The sequence below is a fragment of the Corynebacterium pseudogenitalium genome, assembly GCF_024453815.1.
GTDB classification, from domain to species: Bacteria; Actinomycetota; Actinomycetes; order Mycobacteriales; family Mycobacteriaceae; genus Corynebacterium; species Corynebacterium pseudogenitalium.
The window spans coordinates 1,913,916-1,934,501 of the sequence record NZ_CP072934.1 but is presented as its reverse complement, the minus strand read 5'-3'; the positions used below and the strand labels follow the sequence as shown (position 1 = coordinate 1,934,501).

The window sequence follows — 20,586 nt, the reverse complement described above, 5'->3', positions numbered from 1 at the left end:
GCTTTGGTTTAGGTGAAAAGATGCGTCAGTCCTGTGCTGGTGAGCCAGGCGCCCATCCCAACGGCGCTGAGCACGCCGAGGATGCCGAGGAAGATCGCGCCGATGGTTTCGTTGGTGTACTGCAGGATGAGGTGGTCGGACTGGGTTGGTGGGGTGTTGGGGATGGGGCAGGTGGCTGTGAAGGGGGCGGCGTTGGGGTCGAAGCGCTCGTTGAGCCAGGTGATGGCGTTAGAGGATTCGAGGTAGAGGGGCAGAGTGTGGGCGGAGCCGTCGACATTGGCGAAGGGCGCTTCGGGGCGGACACCTTGCATGGCAACTGCTCGGTATTCCACCGGTGTGCCCAGGCTGCAGTAGTCGCGGGCGAGCTGGGTCACTTGTGGGGAGGGGACGAGGTCGTCGGCGGGGTTGGTGAGCGCGAGGGTCGGCATGCTCGTGGGCACGCGGCCGAGTTTGTTCTGGTCGAGGCGCGCCCGCAGGGTCGCGTTGGCCTGGGCGAGTTCGGCGAGGCTTTCGCCGCTCTTGGTGTACTCGGTGAAGGGTTTCGGCGCGACGCGGGGTGCCTTCGCCATGCAGGCATTGGAGAGTGCCTCGAGCGTGTCGACGCCTTCTTCGTTGAGTTCGGCGTAGAGAGCTTCGCGGAAGTCAGGGTAGGTGGACGCGAAGCTGACAGCGGCGAAGCCGGCGACGGCACTGATTTGTTTGCTGGTTGCTTGCTCGAGCACGGCCAGTGGGTCGGAGGGTGGGGCGCCGACGAAGGCGGCGACGACGTTGAGATCGGGGGCGTAGTCAGTGACGAGTTCGGCTGCTGCTGCGGAGGCGCCACCGCCTTGGGAGTAGCCCCAGAAGGCGATTTTTTCGCCGTCGTGTGCGGCGTAGCGGGCGGCGTCGATGACGGCGTGGCCTTGGTCGACGCGGTTGAGGTAGGTGTGCGTGCCTGGGGTGCCGAGGCCGACGTAGTCGGTGACGATGACGCGGTAGCCGGCGTCGACAAGCTTGCGCACGATGCCGCGCTCGTAGTCGATGTTGACTGATTTTTGGTGGGCCGTGCGCAGGACGGCGGGGCTGTTGCTCGGGGCGCAGTGGTCGCCGAGGCCGCGGGTGCCGGGGGCGAATGCGACGAGCCCTTTGGCGTCGGGGGTGTCGTAGAGGGTGGCGGTGACGGGGGCGCGGGAGCCGTCCTCGGTGGTGGTTTCGTAGCGGACGAGCTGCGGCTTCACACGTTGCGTGAAGCGCTGGGAGGTGGCGCTCTCGGATGAAAGTGGGGTGGCGTCAACGATGGGCGCTGTCGAGGCGCCGAGGGCCATAGCGCAGGCTATGGTCAGGGAAATTTTTGACCAATGATGTTTCATGGTCGGGAGTCTAACGTACAAATGTCTGTGACGTACAATTGTCAGGGCAGCAGCATGAGGCTCACGGCCATGATCGCCATGCCGCCCATGACGCCGTAGACGCTGTAGTGGTGGTGCCCGGTAGCAATCGCGTTCGGCAGTAGCTTGTCGAAGCTGATGAACACCATGATCCCGGCGATCACCGCGAAGGAGTAGCCCATCGTGGTTGGCCCCATAAAGGGTGCGAGGATGAGGAATCCGACGAGCGCACCGAGCGGTTCCGCTAGCCCTGAGAGTGTGGCCCACCCGGCGGCCCACCAGCGTCGGCCGGTGGCCTCGCGCAGCGGGACTGCGACCGCGACGCCTTCCGGGATGTTGTGCAGGGCGATGGCGACGGCGATCGGGATGGCTAGGTACGGGTCGGCGAGTGCGGACATGAAGGTGGCGAAGCCCTCGGGGAAGTTGTGCAGCGCGATTGCCACGCCGGTGATGACGCCTGCGCGCCGCATGGCTTGGGCGCGTTTTTCCTCGTCGCCCTGGATACTTTCGTGCGGGTTGATGTCGTGCGGCACCAGCTTGTCGATCACCGCGATCAGCGCCACTCCGCCAAAGAAGCCGAGGATCGCGCGGCCCTGGTCGAGCGACTCGATACCTGCGGGAAGGAGCTCCGCAAGCGAGATGTAGACCATCACGCCTGCGGAGAACCCCAGGCTGCCGGCGAGGAACCTGTCACTGATGGAGGATTTGAGCGCAACAACAATTCCGCCGATGCCGGTGGAGATGCCGGCTAGCAGGGTCATCGCGAAGGCGACCAAAACGCTCGAACTCATGCGGACAGTCTATGTGTAGTCTGAGCGCATGGGAATTTATTATCGCAAGAAGCACAAGGTGAGTAAGAACTCGTGGCTGAACTTCTCTAAGTCTGGTGCTTCGGCTTCCACGAAGGTCGGCCCTGTCACGTTCAACTCGCGCGGTGGCGTGTGGGTGAAGCTGCCCGGTGGGTTCAATTACCGCGGTAGGTGGAAGTAGCCGGCGTCGTCTTGGACGGCGAGGCCGTCCTCAAGCAGTGAAAATAGCGCGCGGGAGCGTTGCGCTGCATCGGGCCACACCACGTCGATGTCGCGTTGTGGCACGGGTGCGGACGCGCCGCGCAGCACCCGCATGATCTTGCCGCGCACCTGCCGGTCGGTGCCGGCGAAGCGCTGTGTCTTCTTCTTGCGCTGCTCCTCCGGGTTCGGCTCTGGCTTGCCCGCTGCCACCCACGCGCAGCGGCTGACCGGGCACGCCCCGCAGTCCGGGTTTGTGGCGGTGCACACGAGGGCACCGAGCTCCATCAAGCCGACCGAAAAGGTTGGGCCGTCCCACTCCGAACCGTCGTCGGGCAGCAGCGCCGCCACCTCCTGAAGCTCCGCCTTGCGCGGGTGCGCTACGGGCCTACCACGCTCGGCGCGCGCGACCACCCGGCGCACGTTCGTGTCCACCACCGGCACGTTTTCCCCGTAGGCAAAGCAGGCCACTGCGCGTGCCGTGTAATCGCCGATGCCGGGCAGCGCCAGTAGCTCCTCGACGCTGCGGGGAACAATACCTCCATGAAGCTCGGTGATCGCTCGCGCGCACTCCAGCAGACGCAGCGCGCGACGCGGGTAGCCGAGGCTGCCCCAGGCGCGCAGCACCTCGTCGGCGCCGGCGGCCGCGAAGGCCTCCGGGGTAGGCCAGCGGCGCATCCACTCCTCCCAGATGGGGGCGACGCGCGCCACCTGCGTCTGGTGGCTCATCACCTCGCTGAGTAGCACGCCCCACGCGCTTGTGCCTGGTGCGCGCCACGGAAGCTCGCGTGCGTTGGCGCGGTACCACGGGATAATCTCGGCGGGTTGGAGGTTTGTTCGAATTTTGGCCACATCCTCAGTCATCTCTGCCAAAATATAGCCTATGAGTACAGAAAAGACGCCTCGTGAGGTGTGGGAACTCCTCAAGGCAGGAAATGAACGATTCGTTGCAAGCCAGGAGACTCACCCGCACCGCGACCCCACGTGGCGCGAACAGCTCCGCGACGGCCAGAACCCCATCGCCGCCGTCGTCGCCTGTTCGGATTCGCGCGTCCCAGTTGAGCTGCTTTTCGACGTCGGCTTCGGTGACATCTTCGTCATCCGCACAGCGGGCGGTTGCGTCGACGCCGCGGTGTCCGCCTCCGTCGAGTACGCGGTGGAAGGGCTGAACGTGCCGCTGGTGATGTTCCTGTCGCACGAGTCCTGCGGCGCGGTCGGCACGGCGCTCAACGCGGTGGAGACCGAGGAAGTCCCGGACGGGTTGGTGCGCGTGTTCGTGGAGAAGATCGTGCCGTCGGTGCTTCAGTCGCCCACGCGTGACCCGAAGGATGTTGAGGTCACCCACGCGAACTTGAGTGCGCAGCACCTCATTGAGCGCGTGCCGGTGCTCGCGGAGCGTTTGGCGAACGGCACTGTCGGCGTGGTGGCGGCACGCTACCAACTTGCCGATGGCGAGGTTCACCCGACCATGGAAACCTTCGGTATAGAGTAAGGGGCATGACTAACCAGCATCCGCTTCCTCCCGAGATCTACCGGCGCCGCCGCGTTGCGGCGCTCGTTGCGTTGTTGGTGCTCGTGGTGTTCCTGGTGTGGGGGTTGAGCGCTATGGCGCGCTCAGGCGGCGGCGACGCCGACGTATCGACGTCCACTTCGCCCACCACCACGCCTGTCACGGAGCCGACGGTGCCGGAACCGGGTGCCGCGACGCCGAGTGAGTCCGAAACTGCAAAGGAAAGCGCATCCGGTGAGCCGACCGAGCCGACCTCGTCAGCAGAGCACACGCAGGCTGCCCCGTCCGGCACCTGTGAGCTAAAGGATTTGCGTGTGGTGGCGTCGACAAACCAGCCGTCGTACGCGGTGGGGGAGCAGCCGGTGTTCTACATGGAAGTGCAGAATCCGACGGACGCGGACTGCGTCATCGACCTGGACACCAACATCATGCGTTTTGAGGTCTACGACATGGCTACCAACAACCGCGTGTGGTCCGACGTCGACTGCTTTGACCCTGTCTTTGCTGGTCAGGAGACGTTCCCGCGTGACTCGAAGCGTGGCTTTGAAGCCCGCTGGTCGGGTACCAGCTCGCAGCCGAACGTGTGCACCGACCGCCAGCCGGTACCAGCTGGGTCGTACTACCTGCACACCGTGATCGGCGACAACGCCTCCGACGCAGTCCCGTTCAACCTGACTTAGCTGAGGCGGCGCAACCCCTCGTAGATGTGGCGCGCCCACAGGCTGGTCACGTGGTCTGCGGAGCTCAAGTCTTCCGGCTGCGCCTCCAAAATGGCGGGCAGCGTGCCGAAGACGGCCACGATCTGATCCATCAAGAACTTCTGCACGCGAGGCACGCGCGCAAGCGCCCGGTAGCCACGTGGGATCAGCGCTTGCACGAGGTTCTCCTCGTTCGCGGGCAGCCCCAGCTGGCGCGCCAACGTGGTCGTGTTCAGCAGCTCCGAATCCGGCAGGGTGTCCAAGGCATCGAGGGCCTGGTGGACCTGCTCGTCCGTGGGCACGGTGGTCGTCGCGATGTAGTCGCGCACCAGCATCTCAACGTCGTGGGCGTTGTTGCCCTCCAGCTCGGAAAGCTGCAGGCTGAGCTGGCGGGCGTCGACACCCAACTCCACAATGCTCAGCTCCAGATCGGTGACGGCGCGCTCGAGCATCAGCTGGCGCTGCAGCACGTTGAGCACGTCGGCGACGGTGGCATAGTTGTTCATCTCTGCCACGAACAGGCGGTGGTTCGACATGTCGAGGCGCTGGCGATAGCGCTCCACCGTGGACAGTGCCTGGTTCGCCCGGCCCATCAGGACCGCCGGCTCCTCCAAGCGGTGGCGACGCCCACCCGCGTACACCGTCACCGTATTCATCGACGCCGACACCGAGATGACCGGCCTGCCGGTCTGCAGCGCGGTGCGTTCCGCGGAGCGGTGGCGGGTGCCGGACTCACTGGTGGGGAAGTGCGGGCTGGGCACGAGCTGCACGTTGGCGTGGGTGATGCGGGAGCCGTCGGCGGATAAAACGACGGCGCCGTCCATCTTGCACAGCTCGCGCAGCAGCGGTGGCTGGAAGGCGACGTCGAAGGCGATGCCGCCGTCGCAAATCTCGACGACCTCCGGCCCGTCGCCGAGGACGATGAGGCCACCGGTGTGGCCACGTTGGATTCGCTCGAGGCCGTCGCGAAGTGCGGTGCCGGGGGCGAGGCGCTCGAGGGCGGCGCGCATCGTGTCATCACTCATGCTGTGCAAGTGTAGCGATAGCCTGGCCAACCGTGGCCACCTGCTCAATTCGCAGGCCCGGGACCTGCAGTGACTCGCCCGCGGGCACGATTGCGTGCTCGTATCCCAGGCGTGCTGCCTCTTGCAGGCGACGGCCCAGGTTTGGCACCCGCCGGATCTCGCCGGCCAAGCCGACCTCCCCGATCACCACCGTCTTTGGTGGCAGCGGTGTCTCGTGCAGGCTCGACCAGGTCGCCAGCGCCACCGCTAGGTCGGTCGCGGTCTCCGTGATGCGCACCCCACCCACGGTTGCCACGTAGGCGTCCTTGTCGTTCGTGCGCTGCCCGCAGCGCGCCTGCAGGACCGCCAGCACCATCGGCACGCGGTTGCCGTCCAGGCCCGTGACCACGCGCCGGGGCGACTTGTTCACCGGGTCCACGGTGAGCGCCTGCACCTCCGCGAGCATTGGGCGCACCCCGTCCATCGCCACGGTCACCGCGGAACCATCCGGGGTGCGGCCGCGGTGGGAGAGGAACAGCCCGGACGGGTCCGGTACTTCGCGGATCCCCTCGGCGGTCTGCTCGAAGCAGCCCACCTCATCGGTCGCGCCAAATCGGTTCTTGATGCCGCGCAGCATACGCAGGCTTGATTGCCGGTCGCCCTCGAAGTTCAGCACCACGTCCACCAGGTGCTCGAGCACTCGCGGGCCCGCGACGTTGCCGTCCTTGGTCACGTGCCCTACCAGCAGAATCGGCAGGTGAGTGGTCTTCGCCAGCGTGGTCAGCGCGGCCGTGACCGCGCGGGACTGCGCCACGCCGCCCGGCACGCCCTCCACACCGGGAGCGTGCATCGTCTGTACCGAGTCCACGATGAGCAGCGAGGGCTTGATCTGCTCCACGTGACCAAACACGATGTCCAGGTTGGACTCGGCCGCCAGGTAGAGGCGCTCCCGCAGTGCGCCGGTGCGTTCGGCGCGCCCGCGGACCTGCCCCGCCGACTCTTCGGCGGTGACGTAGAGCGCCTTGCGCCCATCGATCGCCGCCCAGCGCGAGGCCACCTCAAGCAGCAGCGTCGACTTGCCGACGCCCGGCTCGCCCGCCATGAGCACCACCGACCCAGGCACGACGCCGTTGCCCAACACCCGGTCAAGCTCGCCGATGCCGGAGCGCACCGTCTTGGTCGCGGCGGCGTCGATAGTTGTGATTGGGCGCGCAGGCGTTTGCGGCGTGAGTGCAGCGGCACGCGGCGCACTGGAGACCCCCGTCGCGCGGGTGGCGGTAACCACCGGCGCTGATTCTTGCAATGTCCCCCAAGAGCCGCATTCAGGGCAGCGGCCAAGCCACTTAGGAGAGGAGTATCCACACTCGGAACAGGTGTGGATCACCCGAGGCTTCTTCGCCATAGAGCCTTACTTGTTCAGGTCGCGGTGGACCTGGCCGGAAGGCAGCAGCGGAGCGGAAACCGGGGCGTTGACCTCGAGGGTGCCGGTGTCGAACGTGAAGGTCACAGGCACGGTGCCGCCGTACGCGAAGCTGTCGTTCGGCAGGGCGGTGCGGATGTACTCGATGCAGTTCTTGCCGTCATCCTGCGGCATGCGGTCCAAGCCTGCAGCGGAGTCACCAACAAGCACGCAGTTGTAGCCGATTTCCTTCGAGGATTCGATGCTGACCGGGGTGCCGTCAACGGAAACGGAACGCAGCGAGTGCGACGTCATCGACGTGTCCTGGTTCAGCGCGCTGAACTTCAGTGCTGCGGAGCCGGTCTCGTCGAGGACGACGGTGACGTCCTGTACGGCCAGCTCGCCGTTCTCGGTTTCGACGTTGGCGCCGTCAACTGCAGCCACCTGGTCAGAGGTCTGAGTGATTTGGCCTGCGGAGCATCCGGCCATGAGCAGTGCGGTTGCGAGTGCGAAAACCGGCTTCAGGGACTTCACGTGGGTGTCCTCCATCGTTCTTGTTTCACATATATGTTTCTCTGCACAACCCTAGCGCCTGGACCTAGACTTTTCACAGTTTCCTCACGCGTACCAGGCCCAGGCGGCGCGGGTGGGGTTAAACTTTAGTTGAGTTCGGCGCATCGCGGGTGCGCGTCCCCATTACGGCCCGTAATGGTAGGGTGGTGAGGTTACTGAGCCGGTTGTCATCCTCAAGGAGTGTTCATGGAATTCAAAGTCGGAGAAGTGGTTGTCTATCCGCATCATGGTGCGGCACGCATCGCCGACATCGAGCAGCGCGAAATTGGCGGAGAAACGCTCGACTTTCTCGTACTGCAGATCCTCCAGTCGGACCTTGAGGTCCGCGTTCCTGTAAAGAACACCGAGCTTGTCGGTGTGCGCGACGTCGTCGGCAAGGAGGGCCTGGAGAAGGTCTTCTCGGTGCTGCGCGAGACCGACGTCGAGGAGGCCGGCAACTGGTCCCGCCGCTACAAGGCGAACCAGGAGCGCCTCGCGTCCGGTGACATTAATAAGGTGGCGGAGGTTGTCCGTGACCTGTGGCGCCGTGACCAGGGCAAGGGCCTGTCTGCGGGCGAGAAGCGCATGCTGGGCAAGGCGCGCCAGATCCTCGTCGGCGAACTCGCGCTGGCGGAGCCGGTCGACGAGAAGAAGGTCGAGGAGCTGGAAGAGGGCGTTCGCAAGATTATCGAGGAGCAGGTCAAGGCCGGTATTTCCTTCGCGCCTGACGTGGTGGTTGAGGACGAGGATGACATCGACTTGGATGACCTCAGCTTCGACGACGATGAGGACGACGAGAAGTAGCGGGACGTAGCCGAATGTCTCGCAGGGTAGTGGCCGTCGTCGCTGCGGCCGGCCAGGGCACGCGGCTCGGGGCGAGCGTGCCGAAGGCGTTCGTGCCGCTGCGTGGGCGCAGTCTGTTGGAGCGCTCGGTGACCGCGATGGAGACCGCCGAGGTGGTGGACTCGATCATCGTGGTGGTCAGCCCCGAGATGGAGGAGATCGCGCGCACCACGCTGCGCGGCCACGACGTCCGCTTCGTGCATGGGGGCGCGGAGCGCGCCGATTCTATCTACGAGGGCCTCAAGGCGATCGAGCACGAGGACGCCTGCGTGCTCATTCACGACGCCGCCCGGGCCCTGACCCCGCCCGGTATGATCGCGCGCGTCGCCCGCGCCGTGCTCGAGGGCGCGGATGCGGTGGTGCCGGTGCTGCCGGTAGTCGATACCATCAAGGAGATCGACGCGGCTGGGCGCGTCGTCGGTACCCCGGATCGCTCGACGCTGCGGGCGGTGCAGACGCCACAGGGCTTTGACCTGCGTTCTCTGCTCGCCGCGAACCGCGCGTACTACGAGGGGACGCCGGACTTCGTCGCTACGGATGACGCGAGCCTGATGGAGTGGTTCGGCGTGGACGTGCACACGGTGCAGGGGGACCCGATGGCGTTTAAGATCACCACGCCGATTGACATGCGCCTGGCGCAGAGCATTACGGACGAGGCGGAGCCGACAATCTTTGAGGTGCCGTCGGGGAGTACGCGGTAGGCTTGCGCGCATGACGTCGCACACAGATTTTCCACAGTTTAGGGTCGGTACCGCGTTTGACGCGCACCAGATCGAGGCCGGGAAGCCGTGCTGGATCGCGGGTATCCTCCATGAGGGTCAAGACGGCTGCGAGGGACACTCGGACGGTGACGTTGTCAGCCACGCCGTGGTGGATGCGGTGCTTTCGGCGACGGGCTTGGGGGACCTGGGGTCCTTCGTCGGGGTGGGTCGGCCGGAGTATGACGGGGTGCGGGGCACGCAGCTGCTCAAGGAGCTGCGGGAGTTGCTCGAGCAGCATGGCCACCAGGTGATCAACGTGTCGGTGCAGATGATTGGCCAGACCCCGAAGATGGGCCCGGTGCGCGAGGAGGCGCAGCGCGTGCTCTCGGAGGCGCTCGGCGCCCCGGTGTCGGTGTCGGCGACTACGACGGACCACATGGGTTTCACCGGTTCGGGTGAGGGGCGCGCTGCCGTCGCTACTGCGCTGGTTGCACTAAGCTAAGGGCCGTGACTGCCGAGACCCAACAGATTTTTGACACCGCGACGCGCACGCTGCGTCCATTCCGCCCGCTGCGTGAGGGCCACGTTTCCATCTACTTGTGCGGGGCCACGCCACAGTCCGCCCCGCATATTGGGCACTTGCGCTCGGGGGTGGCGTTCGACATTGTGCGCCGCTGGTTCGCGGCCAAGGGCTACGACGTCGCGTTCGTGCGCAACGTCACCGACATCGATGACAAGATCTTGAACAAGGCCGCCGAGCATGATCGGCCGTGGTGGGAGTGGGTCAGCACGTATGAGCGCGAGTTCACGCGCGCCTACAACACCCTCGGCGTGCTGCCACCGTCTGTCGAACCGCGCGCCACGGGCCACGTCACCCAGATGGTCGACTACATGCAGCGGCTTATCGACGCCGGCTTCGCCTACGCCTCCGAGGGTTCCGTCTACTTCGACGTGACTGCCTGGACGAAGGCGAGCGACGACTACGGTTCCCTGTCCGGCAACCGTGTCGAGGAGATGAACCAGGGCGAAAGTGACGTGCACGGCAAGCGCGGCAGCCACGACTTTGCACTGTGGAAGGCCGCCAAGCCCGGCGAGCCGAGCTGGCCGACCCCGTGGGGCGACGGCCGCCCCGGCTGGCACCTGGAGTGCTCCGCCATGTCTACCTGGTACCTGGGCGCCGAGTTCGACATTCACGGCGGCGGCCTGGACCTGCAGTTCCCGCACCACGAGAACGAGCAGGCGCAGTCCCACGCCGCGGGTGATGGCTTCGCCCAGTACTGGATGCACAACCACTGGGTGACCATGGCGGGCGAGAAGATGTCGAAGTCGCTGGGTAATGTGCTGAGCATCGACAACATGCTGGACGCCGTGCGCCCGGTGGAGCTGCGCTACTACCTGGGATCTGCGCACTATCGCAGCGTGCTGGAGTATTCGCCGGAGGCGCTGCAGGAGGCCGCGGCGGGCTACCGCCGCATCGAGGACTTCGTGCATCGCGCCGGCACGCCCGAGTCGACCACCTGGACCGAAGGCTTCGCCCAGGCGCTTGACGACGACTTCTCCGTGCCCCGCGCGCTCGCCGAAATCCACAACGTGGTCCGTGAAGGCAACAAGGCGCTCGCCGCGCACGACACCGCCAGGGCTGGCGAGTTGGCTGCTCAGGTGCGTGCGATGGCCGCGGTGTTGGGTGTGGACCCCGGTGTGTGGGACGATGGGGCGTCGAAAAATAATGGAGTAACCGAGGCACTTGATGTGTTGGTTGGTGCCGAGCTTGAGCGCCGGGCCGCCGCGCGTGCCGAGAAGGACTGGGCCGCGGCCGATGCCGTGCGTGACCGCCTTGCCGCCGCAGGCATCGAGGTCACCGACACCGCCGACGGCGCGCAGTGGCAACTGAAGGAGAACTAATGGCCAAGCCATACCACCGCCCCGATAAGCAGAAGAAGAACAAGAAGACCGCTACGAAGGGCTCGGGCGGGCAGCGTCGCCGCGGGCTGCGCGGGAAGGGCGCAACCCCGAAGGCCGAGGACCGCGTCTACCACGCGGCGCACAAGCGCAAGCTGGAGCGCAAGCGTCGCGACCAGGGCCGCCACGAGCGCGAGCTGCCGGACATGGTTGTTGGCCGCAACCCCGTCGTGGAGTGTCTGCACGCCAAGGTGCCAGCCGAGGCGCTGTTCGTGGCACGCGGCACCGGGCACGACGACCGCCTCAGCGAGGCCGTCACCCTGGCGAACTCCCGCAACATCCCGGTGCAGGAGGTGGACCGCCACGACTTGGACATGATGACCGGCAACGGCATGCACCAGGGTATCGGGCTGAAGATCCAGCCGTACAAGTACGCGGACGTCTTCGACCTGGTCGCGGGTGTGGCGGACCGCGGGGAGACCGGCATGTTCGTCATCCTGGACAACATCACCGACCCGCGCAACCTTGGCGCGGTGATCCGCTCGACGGCCGCGTTCGGCGGCCACGGCGTGATCATCCCGGAGCGCCGCTCCGCGCAGGTGACGGGCGTGGCGTGGCGTACCTCGGCGGGCACGGCGGCTCGCCTGCCTGTCGCGCGTGTGACCAACGTGACCCGTACTGTCAAGCAGTTCAAGGACAACGGCTACATGGTCGTGGGCCTCGACGCGGGCGGCGAGCACACACTGGACACTTTCGAGGGCGCCACCGACCCGGTGGTCATCGTTGTCGGCTCGGAGGGCAAGGGCATCTCCAGACTCGTACGGGAAAACTGCGACGTGATCATGTCCATCCCGACGACCGACTGGGTAGAGTCCCTGAACGCCTCCGTCGCGGCGGGCGTGGTGCTCAGCGAGTTCGCACGTCAGCGCCGCGTGAAGTAGCCCACCGCCCGGCACACGAGGTAGATGGCGAAGGACACAAACGCCACCATCACGCTCACCGGCAGGCCGGGCGCCAGCGAGAGCAGCATGCCGCCCACGGCGGCGAGCTCCGCGAAGAGCACCGACCACGCCACCGCCGCCGCGGGCCGCGCCGTAATGGCCACCGCGGACGCGCCGGGCGTGATCAGCAGCGCCATCACCAGCAGCACGCCCACGATCTGCACGGTCTGGGCGGCCGCCATGCCGAGCAGGATGGCGAACAGCGTGGCCAGCATCTTCACGCGTACCCCGCTGGCGGCCGCCATCTCCGGGTCTACAGAGGCGAACAGCAGCGGACGCCACAGCACCATCACGGCCACCACGACCAGCAGCGTGGTGGCCGTCAGCACCCCGAGGTTCTCCCTGCTCACCCCAACGATCTGGCCGGTGAGCAGCGCCATCGCCGTGGTGGAGTTGCCGGGGTAGAGGTGGATGCACAGCACGGAGATGCCCATGCCGAAGCTCATCACCACGCCCACAGACGAATCCGTGTCGCTGCGAAGCCCCAAAAGCACGAGCACGATCGCCGCCACAATCGAGCCGACGACTGCCCCCAGGCTGAGGTTCAGGCCCGTCACGAGGGCAACCGCGGCACCCATCAGTGCGAGCTCAGAGGTGGCGTGCACCGCGAATGACATTTTCCGCATCACGATCAGCGGCGCAATCACCCCGGAGAGCACGCCCAGCATCGCGCAGGCGATCAGCGCAGTGATCACGAAATCGAACCCGAGCAGGTACTGCGTTTGCTCCAGCATTTACAGGATCACCGTCTTTCCACCCACGCGCACGACCTCCACCGGAGCCCCGTACAGCTCGCTGAGGACCTCGGAGCGCAGCACCTCGTCGGCACTGCCGACCACGTGTCCGTTCGGCCCCAGGTAGAGCACCGTGTCCACGATGTCGATCACCGGATCGATGGAGTGCGTCACCATCACCACCGCGACCTTCGCGGCGTGCAGCCGGGACACGAAGTCGCGCTGCCGTGCCACGTCGAGCGAGAGCAGGGGCTCGTCGGCAAGGATGAGGTCGGGCTGCTTCGCAAAGGCCTGCGCCTGCCGCACCAGCTGCTGCTGACCACCCGACAGGGTGCCCACGCGGGCGTCGGCAAGGTGGAGCGCGCCCACGCTGTCCAACAGCTTATCGACGTCCCCCTTCCTCGGCCGACGCAGCGGACGGTGCTCAAGCGAGAGCGACACCAGATCGCGAACCCGCACCGGCAGCTCCGGCGGGAACATGCGCTGCTGCGGGATAAACCCGATGTTCTTCGGCGCCGAAATCGTGCCTGAGCTGAGTTTCCGCGTGCCCAGGATCGTGCCGAGCAGCGTGGACTTGCCGCTGCCGTTCGGGCCCAGCACAGCGACAAATTCCCCCGCGGCGACATCAAGGTTGATGTCGTGCCACAGGGGATCACAAGAGGCGTTGGTCAGGTGCAGCATTAGAGCTCGTCAAGCGCCTTGGCAAAGTAGTCGAAGAAGTTCTCGCCGTTTGGTGGGGTCTCGTAAATGTCGACGACCTTCACGTTGTTGGCCTTCGCCACCTCAACCAACTTGTCGGAGACACCGTTCGGGCTCTGCGGGTTGTTAATCAGGATGTCGATTTCTCCGGACTCGAGTGCAGCGATGAACTCCGCGAGCGCCGCCGAGGACGGCTCCGAGTGGTTCAGCGTTGCGTGGCGGAAGGACTCCGGAGTGACATCCTCGAGCGCGGACTCCTCGATGATCGCGTCCGCGATTGGGTGCGTCTGCGCTACGCGCGCCGCCTTGAGGCTGTCCAGCTTCGTCTGCAGCTGCTCAAGCTTCCCGTCGAGCGCGTCCGTGCTGCCATCAGTGCGCTGCGCGAGGTCCGCGCCCACCTTCGCGATCGCCGCGGTGGAGTACCAGATGTGCTCGTTCTCCTCGTGGGCGTGGTCATGGTCGTGGCCCTCATGGTCGTGGTCGTCATGGCCATGCTCGCCGTGCTCGTGATCGTGGTCGTGCTCGTGCGCTTCCGTCAGCGGCAGCGCCGAGACCACGTTCGCGTCTTCCGCCGCGCCGTAGATGCGGGCATCGTACGCGCCACCGTTAGCCACCACGAGCACCGCCTTCGCCACCTGCGCCAGGTCGGCGGCCGTCGGCTCGTAGTCGTGCGGGTCCACCGAGGTATTCGAAATGATCGCGGGGACGTCCTGGCCCGTCACCAGGCTCGCGACGTCCGCCCACACCTGCGTCGTGGCCACGATCTGGCCGTCGGCAGCCTCAGCTGCGGTGTCGCCGGTGCTGTCAGTGCTGCTGCAGGCGCTCAGCGCGAGCGTCGATGCAGCAAGGATGCCAATGAAGCGTCGTGAAAACATGGCCGCCATTGTACGTGGTATTGAAAATGAATATCAACAACGAGCGTCGGCGAGCGCCTTCAGGAAGGCCGCCATCTCGTCCACGCCTGCGACGTCGACCCCTACCTTGATCCCCACATCCGCAGGCCCCAGCACCGCCAGCGCTGTGTCGTCCGTGACGTCATCGCCAGCGAAGAGCGTCGCAGCAAAGCGCTGCTTGTGGACCCGCAGCCACGAACCCTTCGACACATCTACCGCGGAAAACTCCACCACGTTATTGCCTGGCGTGACAGGGCGAGGCGTTTGAATCCGCAGCGCCTCCGCCAGCATGCGCTCGCGCTCCGCCGCGTCCCCCACGGGCGCGACGTGCAGCACCCGCTGGTAGGGCTTGACCTCCACGTACGCCGGCGGAACCGCGATCGTCTCCAGCTGCTTTTCGATTCCGTCCAAATACTCGACGTCCTCCGGCGTAAGCTCCGGGCCTGGTTCCGCGCCGTGCGAGCCCACCAACACGACGGGCTCGCGCAGCGGGAACACCCTGCGCAGGCCCTCCAGGTGGCGGCCGGACAGCATCGCCACCTCCGTATTCGGGGCGTGTGCCAGGCGCTCAATCGCCTCCAGCGCCACCGGGTGCGGTTTCACCGCATAGGGGTCCGGGTTCAGCTCGCTGATCGTGCCATCGAAGTCGAGGCAGACAAGGAGCGAAGGGGCCGTCGATAAGTAGGCGATGGAACTCACAGCATCATCACCCGCATGCTCGGTTCGTTCACGTCGTCGCCGTCGAGCGTGAGCACCTTCTCGGTGTCACTGACATTGTTGATTCGGAACGTGGCCTCCGGCACCACCAGCGACGCCAGTTGATCGTGCGTGTAGCGCGCCGCCCCCTCGCAGTCGGCTGTGTCGGCGAAAGAAATCTCGTTGACCGTCAGCGTGTCTTCAGTGACCGTGACGTCGCCTTCAACCTTGCCGCATCCCGTCGAGCCCGTCAGCTTCGAACCGTCGATGCTCACATTCGCCCGATCCGGCACATCCCCCGGCGTGTCCGGAGCCGTGTACACCGCAACGACCTGCCACACCGGCGGCGCCGGCGAACACGCCGCCAGCCCCAGTGCTGCACCTGCAACAACCAGCCGTTTCATCGCGCAACCTCCTGCAAAAACTCCGCGGCCCACCGGTGCACATCGTGCCCCAACACGCGCGCATACATCCTCCGCATCCGCTCCGGATCCGGGTCAAGTGCCTCCCGCATCGCCCGAAGTATCGACGCCCCCTCGAACGGATTACACAAATACGCATCGTGCAGCTCCACGGCCGCGCCGGCGAACTCGGACAGCACCAACGCGCCGTCCCCGTCCGGGTGGCAGGCCACGTACTCCTTTGCCACCAGGTTCATGCCGTCCTTAAACGGCGTCACCAACATCACGTCCGCAGCCGCATAGAACGTGCCCAGCTCCTGCTTGGACACACCGCGATGCATGTAGTGGATCACAGGGCGACCCACCGAGCCGAAGCGGCCGTTAATCCTGCCCACGGCCTCTTCGACCTGGCGGCGGGTCTCGCGGTAGTGCTCGATGCGCTCCCGCGACGGGGTGGCCAGCTGGATCAGGGTGGCGCCGACACCTTCCTCGAGCAGTTGCTCAAACGCGAGCAAACGCTGCAGGATGCCCTTCGTGTAATCCATGCGGTCCACCCCCAGCATCAGGGCCGCAGGATTACCTACCGATTCCCGCAGCTTCGCCACCGCTTCCGGCGAGCCAACCTGCACCGCCGCCGGGTCAATCGAGATCGGGAACGTTCCACTGCGCGGGCTGTTGTTATCGTCGCCGACGAGTGCGCGGAAGTTGCGCTCATCCGCCTCGCGCTGAAACCCCACCAGGTCGCAGCCGTTGAGTCCGCCGATGAGTTCCTCGCGCCACGGGAGCTGACGGAACAGGTCGGGGGAGGGGAATGGAATATGCAGGAAGAACCCGATGGTCAGGTCGGGGCGCATCTCGCGCAGCAGGCCCGGCACCAGCTGCAACTGGTAGTCCTGCACCCACACCGTCGCGCCCTGCGCCGCCACCTCGGCGGTCGCGCGCGCGAAGCGGACGTTAACGTCACGGTAGCGCTGCCACCACTGCTCGTTGTACTGCGGGGCCACGATCAAGTCATGGTAAAGCGGCCACAACGTCGAGTTGGAGAAACCCTCGTAGAACTCCTCGTAGTCCTGGGCGTCCAACGTCACCGGGTGCAGGTCAATGCCATCAAAGCGAAACGGCGCGACCGGTTCATCCACCGCGCCGGACCACCCCACCCAGCAACCGGCGCGTGCCCGCAACACGGGTGCGAGCGCAGCCACGAGCCCGCCGGGTGACGCCTTCCACCCGCCCTCGACACGGTCGACGGGCAGGCGGTTAGCCACCACTACGAACTCATTCACAACTACGACTTCTTCTTTACAGTCTTCTTTTTGGTGGCCTTTTTCTTTGTTGCTTTCTTCTTGGTGGCCTTTTTCTTCGTGGCCTTCTTCTTAGAAGCCTTCTTCTTGGTGGCTTTCTTCTTCGTAGCCTTCTTCTTGGTCGCCTTCTTCGGCTCTTCCTCTTCCTCAGCGCCCAGGACTTCCTCCGCGTACTTCTTGTACACGAAGCCCTGTGGCTCGACACCGAGCATGGACATCAAGGTCACGCCATCAAAAAAGTCCTCGGCGTAGGTAGCAACAATCCTGCGAGCACCAGATGCTGTCTGCTCCTCAACGGCGTGGAGCGCCTCAGGCGAGGGGCGAGAGTCGGTGATCTTGGGTGGCACTACGGGTTCCTCCTTGTATGACGCGCATTACTAGCACAACGATTCTACGCCAATATTAGTGACGAAGCCCGCCTGGGGGCCTCCGTCGGCGGATCTGCTGGAACGTGAAGCGCCCGGCCCGCTTGAACGCCTCGTACGGAATGTAGTGCTGCGGGGCACGCAGACGGCGCGCCACCCACTCGCCAAACACCACACCGCCAGCCAGCGCCATACAGGTGCCGACCGCCATGAACAGGTTGGTCAGGCCCACCACGATCTGCTCGTTCATCATGGCGTACATCCCGCGATACACACCAGAGCCAGGCAAGAACGGGGTCACACCAGCCACCGCCGTGATCACCGGGTTGATCAGGAAACGGCGGGCAATCAAACCACCAGCAAGGCCGACGACGAACGCCAACGCCGCCGTCGCCATCAACGCACCGGAGCCGATCGGGATCAGAAACAGGTAGTACATGCTCGAACCGGCGGCGGCCGTAAACGCCGCCACCACCACCGCGGGGCGCTCCGCGAAGCACGTCACCGCGAATGACGCCGACGCCAACGTACTCCCCGCAATACGCGCCGCCGCACCACTAAACGTTGGGGTCCCCAGCATCGTTTCCAGTGGCGGCAAGCCCAGGCCCATGAGCTCCCACGTATTCAACCCAATCGCGACACCAGCCACGATGCCGCCGGTAAAGAGCAGTGTCTGGAAGAATCGCGCCGAGGCCGTCACCGGCGAGCCCGTCACCCCGTCAAGCAGCGACTGCACCAAGGTCAGACCCGCCAACAGGACCACAATGCCCACCGCGATCACTTGGCTGGGCACAATCGTCTTGCCGATCATCGGCGCGACCTCGTAGAACAGCGCCGCCGGGATTGTCGTCAAGAAGCCGCCGATGGCGCAGTGGAAGAAGTAAGGCAGGGAGTTGCGGGACAGAATCTTGTTAAATCCCATGATGAGAAACGCCGTGAGCCCGCCAATCGCGGACATGAACAGGTCCCCGCCCAGCAAAATCGCGACCGCCGCGCCCATCACCAGCCAACCCGCCAGGTAGCGCGTGTTGCGCCACGGGATAGGGGAGTTATCAATATCGTCGAGGATTTTCTCCGCAAGCTCCGGTGGCGTGGCGCCCGAACGAATCGAGCGAATCAGCCGGTCCGCCTCCTGCAGCTTGTGGTAGTTCTCGCTCATCATCGTGACCACGCGGAACACGTTGACCGGGGTACGCTTATGCACCCCAATAATCGTGTTAATCATGATCGTGTTCACCGTGATGTCCACATGGCAGTAGTGCAGACCATACGAAGACGTCACTGTGTGAATCTGCGCAATCGCATCCGAAGACGTCGTGCCATTCGCGATCAGGATCTCCCCAATGCGCGCAGCAATATTCATAACCCCGGCTACCTGCGCGGTATCCGTCAGATCAATCGGGGCAAGCACGGACGGCGGCGGCGACGTTCGCGCCGCGTCAATCGTCGCCACGTGCTGGCGTGACCCGCGGACAAACTCCCACAGCGAATTCAAGTTCACGTATTCGACCCTAGCAAGCCACCCCGACACGCCTAGAATGGCCACATGACCTGGCAACTCTACGAGCAACTTATCGACGCCACCCCGACCACCATCACCGTCACCGACTTCGGCATCGCACCCCACTGGGCCTGGCTCCGCACCTCCGACGGCCACGTCGGCATCGCCGCCGTCTACCCCGGCGACGGCCGCCCCGTCCTCTCCGAGTCCCCAATCGGACGCCCTCTTATCGACGCCGCCTCCATGGTCACATCGTGGAACTTCGCCGAAGCCGGCGTCGGCCTCGCCGCCATCAATGCTTGGGTGAACCGCGACGCATCCCACTTCGCCGAAGCTTCGGACGCATTCGTCGCCTACGCCTCCCACTACGCCGGCAAGCGCGTTGGCGTCGTCGGGCACTTCCCAGGCCTGGAGCGCACCCTCCGCGACGTCGCCGACCTCTACGTCTTCGAGCGAGTCCAACGCCCCGGCGACTACCCCGACTCCGCCTTCGAATACCTCGCCCCAGACCTGGACGCAGTCTTCATCACCGCCTCCGCCCTCGTGAACAAAACGATGCCCCGCCTCTTGGAGCTCGCATCCGGGCTGGACACCATCATCGTCGGCCCATCGACCCCGATGAGCTCCATCCTCTTCGACGCCGGAGCCACCACCCTATCCGGGTTCATCCCCACCGACCCTGCCGGGCTCGTCGGTACTCTGAAGGGCATCGGTGGAGGTAGGAAGTGGGATTTCGGTAAACGAGTGAACGTTAGTGTAGACTCTTCAGCGCTGCTAGAGTGGCGCAATCGGTAGCGCAACGCACTTGTAATGCGTAGGTTGCGAGTTCAAGTCTCGTCTCTAGCTCTGCACAACACCTCCTACCTGGGATAACGGGTAGGGGGTGTTTGCGTTGGTGTGCCTGACTATTTTGGTGCCCGACGCCCCGCAATCGCCCCGGTGCACCAATTTCCCCATTTTCGCCAAGGCTAAGCGACGTTTCCCCAGTTCAGCGTTTGGTGGCGGTGAGATCTGGTGCCCAGGCAATGCACAGTCATTCCCGACGACCTGCATTGGTCGACGCTAAGAGGTCGACCGGAACGAAATCCAACCGGCCCCAACCCCGCCTCTCCCGGCGGACTATCCCTGTTTTACTCACCCACATGCAGGGGGCGTACAGGAAACGTTCAGAGAAACGGCGTTAGATAGAGGCAGTTATGTTCATGGGCGTGGAAGCCATTCATGGCGGCCGACGCAGTTCCCGAGAGAAATCTAAGGGAAACGCGAAATGCCCTGGTGTATGAAGGAGTGAACTGTACATGTCTGAGGCTACGAAGCCTGTAAAGGTGCTCGTTGTTGATGATGAGCCGAATATCGTTGAGTTGTTGACGGTTTCTTTGAAGTTCCAGGGCTTTGAGGTTGAGAGTGCGGGGTCTGGCCAAGAGGCCCTGGAGAAGGTGAAGGACTTCCGTCCGGACGCGTTCATCCTTGACGTGATGATGCCGGGGATGGATGGCTTTGAACTGTTGGGCAAGCTGCGCAGTGAGGGCATTGATGGCCCGGTGCTGTTCTTGACGGCGAAGGATGCGGTGGAGGATCGGATCCACGGCCTGACTATTGGCGCTGATGATTATGTGACGAAGCCGTTCTCCTTGGAAGAAGTCATTACTCGTCTGCGTGTGATTCTGCGGCGCGGCAAGGTGACGGAGGACGCGGATGAGGATACGACGCTGCGGTACGCCGATCTGACGTTGAATGATGAGACGCACGAGGTGACGAAGGCGGGCGAGATCATTGAGCTGTCGCCGACGGAGTTCAACCTGCTGCGCTACCTGATGCTGAATGCTGAGGTGGTGCTGTCGAAGGCGAAGATTCTGGATAACGTGTGGCACTACGACTTTGGTGGCGACGGCAACGTGGTTGAGTCGTACATTTCGTATCTGCGACGCAAGGTGGATAACGGTGATGTGCCGTTGATTCATACGGTGCGTGGCGTCGGCTATGTGCTGCGTACACCTCGTAAGTAAGGCGTAGGT

At 64.8% G+C, this 20,586-nt stretch carries 24 protein-coding genes and 1 tRNA gene; 11 read left to right on the top strand and 14 right to left on the bottom strand.

The window, feature by feature from the left end; all coding sequences use genetic code 11:
* Positions 1-8: 8 nt before the first annotated feature.
* Both KBP54_RS09355 and zupT read right to left on the bottom strand, forming a co-directional pair.
* Positions 9-1,349, bottom strand: a complete 1,341-nt coding sequence (locus KBP54_RS09355) for an alpha/beta fold hydrolase (RefSeq protein WP_256005503.1) — start codon at positions 1,347-1,349, stop codon at positions 9-11.
* A 41-nt stretch (positions 1,350-1,390) separates the two neighbouring features.
* On the bottom strand, positions 1,391-2,158 hold the full coding sequence (gene zupT, locus KBP54_RS09350; RefSeq protein ID WP_256005502.1) for a zinc transporter ZupT: 768 nt from the start codon (positions 2,156-2,158) through the stop codon (positions 1,391-1,393).
* 28 nt (positions 2,159-2,186) lie between these two features.
* Here zupT and KBP54_RS09345 point away from each other — a divergent pair, with 28 nt between their 5' ends.
* Positions 2,187-2,357 (top strand): DUF4236 domain-containing protein, encoded by a 171-nt coding sequence (locus KBP54_RS09345; protein WP_071565885.1) that lies wholly within the window; start codon positions 2,187-2,189, stop codon positions 2,355-2,357.
* Here KBP54_RS09345 and KBP54_RS09340 read toward each other — a convergent pair.
* Positions 2,336-3,238 carry an HhH-GPD family protein gene (locus KBP54_RS09340; protein ID WP_256005500.1) on the bottom strand — a complete coding sequence of 301 codons (903 nt, stop codon included), beginning with the start codon at positions 3,236-3,238 and terminating at the stop codon, positions 2,336-2,338. The two genes, KBP54_RS09345 and KBP54_RS09340, sit on opposite strands and share 22 nt — an antisense overlap.
* A gap of 19 nt (positions 3,239-3,257) precedes the next feature.
* Between KBP54_RS09340 and KBP54_RS09335 the strand changes: the two genes are divergently transcribed.
* Both KBP54_RS09335 and KBP54_RS09330 read left to right on the top strand, forming a co-directional pair.
* The gene (locus KBP54_RS09335; protein ID WP_256005498.1) at positions 3,258-3,866 is read left to right on the top strand and encodes a carbonic anhydrase; all 609 of its coding nucleotides are present in this window, start codon (positions 3,258-3,260) and stop codon (positions 3,864-3,866) included.
* 5 nt (positions 3,867-3,871) lie between these two features.
* Positions 3,872-4,564, top strand: coding sequence for a hypothetical protein (locus KBP54_RS09330; RefSeq protein ID WP_070975548.1), 693 nt, complete (start codon positions 3,872-3,874; stop codon positions 4,562-4,564).
* Here the strand turns inward: KBP54_RS09330 and disA are convergent.
* The 3 genes from disA to KBP54_RS09315 are packed head-to-tail and all read right to left on the bottom strand — an operon-like array spanning position 4,561 to position 7,534.
* Complete coding sequence (disA, locus tag KBP54_RS09325) at positions 4,561-5,607, bottom strand: DNA integrity scanning diadenylate cyclase DisA (RefSeq protein WP_070361915.1); 1,047 nt, start codon at positions 5,605-5,607, stop codon at positions 4,561-4,563. The two genes, KBP54_RS09330 and disA, sit on opposite strands and share 4 nt — an antisense overlap.
* Positions 5,600-6,988 (bottom strand): DNA repair protein RadA, encoded by a 1,389-nt coding sequence (gene radA, locus KBP54_RS09320; protein WP_071573134.1) that lies wholly within the window; start codon positions 6,986-6,988, stop codon positions 5,600-5,602. The genes disA and radA overlap by 8 nt, the downstream gene beginning before the upstream one ends.
* Positions 6,989-6,994: 6 nt before the next feature.
* Positions 6,995-7,534: a hypothetical protein gene (locus KBP54_RS09315; protein ID WP_070361917.1), complete on the bottom strand. Its 540-nt coding sequence runs from the start codon at positions 7,532-7,534 to the stop codon at positions 6,995-6,997.
* A gap of 210 nt (positions 7,535-7,744) precedes the next feature.
* Between KBP54_RS09315 and KBP54_RS09310 the strand changes: the two genes are divergently transcribed.
* The 5 genes from KBP54_RS09310 to rlmB are packed head-to-tail and all read left to right on the top strand — an operon-like array spanning position 7,745 to position 11,921.
* Positions 7,745-8,341, top strand: a complete 597-nt coding sequence (locus KBP54_RS09310; protein ID WP_070361918.1) for a CarD family transcriptional regulator — start codon at positions 7,745-7,747, stop codon at positions 8,339-8,341.
* Between the two features lie 14 nt (positions 8,342-8,355).
* The gene (gene ispD, locus KBP54_RS09305) at positions 8,356-9,081 is read left to right on the top strand and encodes a 2-C-methyl-D-erythritol 4-phosphate cytidylyltransferase (protein ID WP_070478112.1); all 726 of its coding nucleotides are present in this window, start codon (positions 8,356-8,358) and stop codon (positions 9,079-9,081) included.
* A gap of 10 nt (positions 9,082-9,091) precedes the next feature.
* The gene (gene ispF, locus KBP54_RS09300; RefSeq protein ID WP_256005497.1) at positions 9,092-9,583 is read left to right on the top strand and encodes a 2-C-methyl-D-erythritol 2,4-cyclodiphosphate synthase; all 492 of its coding nucleotides are present in this window, start codon (positions 9,092-9,094) and stop codon (positions 9,581-9,583) included.
* 5 nt (positions 9,584-9,588) lie between these two features.
* A complete protein-coding gene (gene cysS, locus KBP54_RS09295; protein WP_256005495.1) occupies positions 9,589-10,983 on the top strand; it encodes a cysteine--tRNA ligase in 1,395 nt (464 codons plus the stop codon).
* Positions 10,983-11,921, top strand: coding sequence for a 23S rRNA (guanosine(2251)-2'-O)-methyltransferase RlmB (gene rlmB / locus KBP54_RS09290; protein ID WP_070478108.1), 939 nt, complete (start codon positions 10,983-10,985; stop codon positions 11,919-11,921). Before cysS ends, rlmB begins: the two co-directional genes overlap by 1 nt.
* On the opposite strand, the gene KBP54_RS09285 is transcribed toward rlmB, so the two are convergent.
* Genes KBP54_RS09285 through thrE form a run of 8 tightly spaced genes read right to left on the bottom strand, consistent with a single transcriptional unit; the run spans position 11,903 to position 18,571 of the window.
* On the bottom strand, positions 11,903-12,715 hold the full coding sequence (locus KBP54_RS09285; protein WP_256005493.1) for a metal ABC transporter permease: 813 nt from the start codon (positions 12,713-12,715) through the stop codon (positions 11,903-11,905). The two genes, rlmB and KBP54_RS09285, sit on opposite strands and share 19 nt — an antisense overlap.
* Positions 12,716-13,396, bottom strand: coding sequence for a metal ABC transporter ATP-binding protein (locus tag KBP54_RS09280; protein ID WP_256005492.1), 681 nt, complete (start codon positions 13,394-13,396; stop codon positions 12,716-12,718).
* Positions 13,396-14,289 carry a metal ABC transporter solute-binding protein, Zn/Mn family gene (locus tag KBP54_RS09275; RefSeq protein ID WP_256005490.1) on the bottom strand — a complete coding sequence of 298 codons (894 nt, stop codon included), beginning with the start codon at positions 14,287-14,289 and terminating at the stop codon, positions 13,396-13,398. The genes KBP54_RS09280 and KBP54_RS09275 overlap by 1 nt, the downstream gene beginning before the upstream one ends.
* 33 nt (positions 14,290-14,322) lie before the next feature.
* Entirely contained in the window at positions 14,323-15,006 is a 684-nt protein-coding gene (locus tag KBP54_RS09270) for a trehalose-phosphatase (RefSeq protein ID WP_256005488.1), read from the bottom strand.
* On the bottom strand, positions 15,003-15,407 hold the full coding sequence (locus KBP54_RS09265) for a hypothetical protein (protein WP_256005487.1): 405 nt from the start codon (positions 15,405-15,407) through the stop codon (positions 15,003-15,005). The genes KBP54_RS09270 and KBP54_RS09265 overlap by 4 nt, the downstream gene beginning before the upstream one ends.
* The gene (locus KBP54_RS09260) at positions 15,404-16,687 is read right to left on the bottom strand and encodes an alpha,alpha-trehalose-phosphate synthase (UDP-forming) (protein WP_256005485.1); all 1,284 of its coding nucleotides are present in this window, start codon (positions 16,685-16,687) and stop codon (positions 15,404-15,406) included. Before KBP54_RS09260 ends, KBP54_RS09265 begins: the two co-directional genes overlap by 4 nt.
* Before the next feature lie 2 nt (positions 16,688-16,689).
* On the bottom strand, positions 16,690-17,052 hold the full coding sequence (locus tag KBP54_RS09255; RefSeq protein WP_070361929.1) for a hypothetical protein: 363 nt from the start codon (positions 17,050-17,052) through the stop codon (positions 16,690-16,692).
* A gap of 55 nt (positions 17,053-17,107) precedes the next feature.
* A complete protein-coding gene (thrE, locus tag KBP54_RS09250) occupies positions 17,108-18,571 on the bottom strand; it encodes a threonine/serine exporter ThrE (protein WP_252931456.1) in 1,464 nt (487 codons plus the stop codon).
* A 45-nt stretch (positions 18,572-18,616) separates the two neighbouring features.
* Here thrE and KBP54_RS09245 point away from each other — a divergent pair, with 45 nt between their 5' ends.
* The 3 genes from KBP54_RS09245 (at position 18,617) to KBP54_RS09235 (ending at position 20,577) form a co-directional block, all read left to right on the top strand.
* Positions 18,617-19,366 carry a DUF364 domain-containing protein gene (locus KBP54_RS09245; protein WP_256005483.1) on the top strand — a complete coding sequence of 250 codons (750 nt, stop codon included), beginning with the start codon at positions 18,617-18,619 and terminating at the stop codon, positions 19,364-19,366.
* Positions 19,345-19,417: transfer RNA gene (locus KBP54_RS09240), tRNA-Thr, on the top strand. The genes KBP54_RS09245 and KBP54_RS09240 overlap by 22 nt, the downstream gene beginning before the upstream one ends.
* 452 nt (positions 19,418-19,869) lie before the next feature.
* A complete protein-coding gene (locus KBP54_RS09235) occupies positions 19,870-20,577 on the top strand; it encodes a response regulator transcription factor (protein WP_070361930.1) in 708 nt (235 codons plus the stop codon).
* Positions 20,578-20,586: the final 9 nt, after the last annotated feature.

Coding starts and splice junctions, on each gene's coding strand:
- KBP54_RS09355 (WP_256005503.1), bottom strand. CDS start 1,349: ATGAAACATCATTGGTCAAAAATTTCCCTGACCATAGCCTGCGCTATG.
- zupT (WP_256005502.1), bottom strand. CDS start 2,158: ATGAGTTCGAGCGTTTTGGTCGCCTTCGCGATGACCCTGCTAGCCGGC.
- KBP54_RS09345 (WP_071565885.1), top strand. CDS start 2,187: ATGGGAATTTATTATCGCAAGAAGCACAAGGTGAGTAAGAACTCGTGG.
- KBP54_RS09340 (WP_256005500.1), bottom strand. CDS start 3,238: ATGACTGAGGATGTGGCCAAAATTCGAACAAACCTCCAACCCGCCGAG.
- KBP54_RS09335 (WP_256005498.1), top strand. CDS start 3,258: ATGAGTACAGAAAAGACGCCTCGTGAGGTGTGGGAACTCCTCAAGGCA.
- KBP54_RS09330 (WP_070975548.1), top strand. CDS start 3,872: ATGACTAACCAGCATCCGCTTCCTCCCGAGATCTACCGGCGCCGCCGC.
- disA (WP_070361915.1), bottom strand. CDS start 5,607: ATGAGTGATGACACGATGCGCGCCGCCCTCGAGCGCCTCGCCCCCGGC.
- radA (WP_071573134.1), bottom strand. CDS start 6,988: ATGGCGAAGAAGCCTCGGGTGATCCACACCTGTTCCGAGTGTGGATAC.
- KBP54_RS09315 (WP_070361917.1), bottom strand. CDS start 7,534: ATGGAGGACACCCACGTGAAGTCCCTGAAGCCGGTTTTCGCACTCGCA.
- KBP54_RS09310 (WP_070361918.1), top strand. CDS start 7,745: ATGGAATTCAAAGTCGGAGAAGTGGTTGTCTATCCGCATCATGGTGCG.
- ispD (WP_070478112.1), top strand. CDS start 8,356: ATGTCTCGCAGGGTAGTGGCCGTCGTCGCTGCGGCCGGCCAGGGCACG.
- ispF (WP_256005497.1), top strand. CDS start 9,092: ATGACGTCGCACACAGATTTTCCACAGTTTAGGGTCGGTACCGCGTTT.
- rlmB (WP_070478108.1), top strand. CDS start 10,983: ATGGCCAAGCCATACCACCGCCCCGATAAGCAGAAGAAGAACAAGAAG.
- KBP54_RS09285 (WP_256005493.1), bottom strand. CDS start 12,715: ATGCTGGAGCAAACGCAGTACCTGCTCGGGTTCGATTTCGTGATCACT.
- KBP54_RS09280 (WP_256005492.1), bottom strand. CDS start 13,396: ATGCTGCACCTGACCAACGCCTCTTGTGATCCCCTGTGGCACGACATC.
- KBP54_RS09275 (WP_256005490.1), bottom strand. CDS start 14,289: ATGTTTTCACGACGCTTCATTGGCATCCTTGCTGCATCGACGCTCGCG.
- KBP54_RS09265 (WP_256005487.1), bottom strand. CDS start 15,407: ATGAAACGGCTGGTTGTTGCAGGTGCAGCACTGGGGCTGGCGGCGTGT.
- KBP54_RS09245 (WP_256005483.1), top strand. CDS start 18,617: ATGACCTGGCAACTCTACGAGCAACTTATCGACGCCACCCCGACCACC.
- KBP54_RS09235 (WP_070361930.1), top strand. CDS start 19,870: ATGTCTGAGGCTACGAAGCCTGTAAAGGTGCTCGTTGTTGATGATGAG.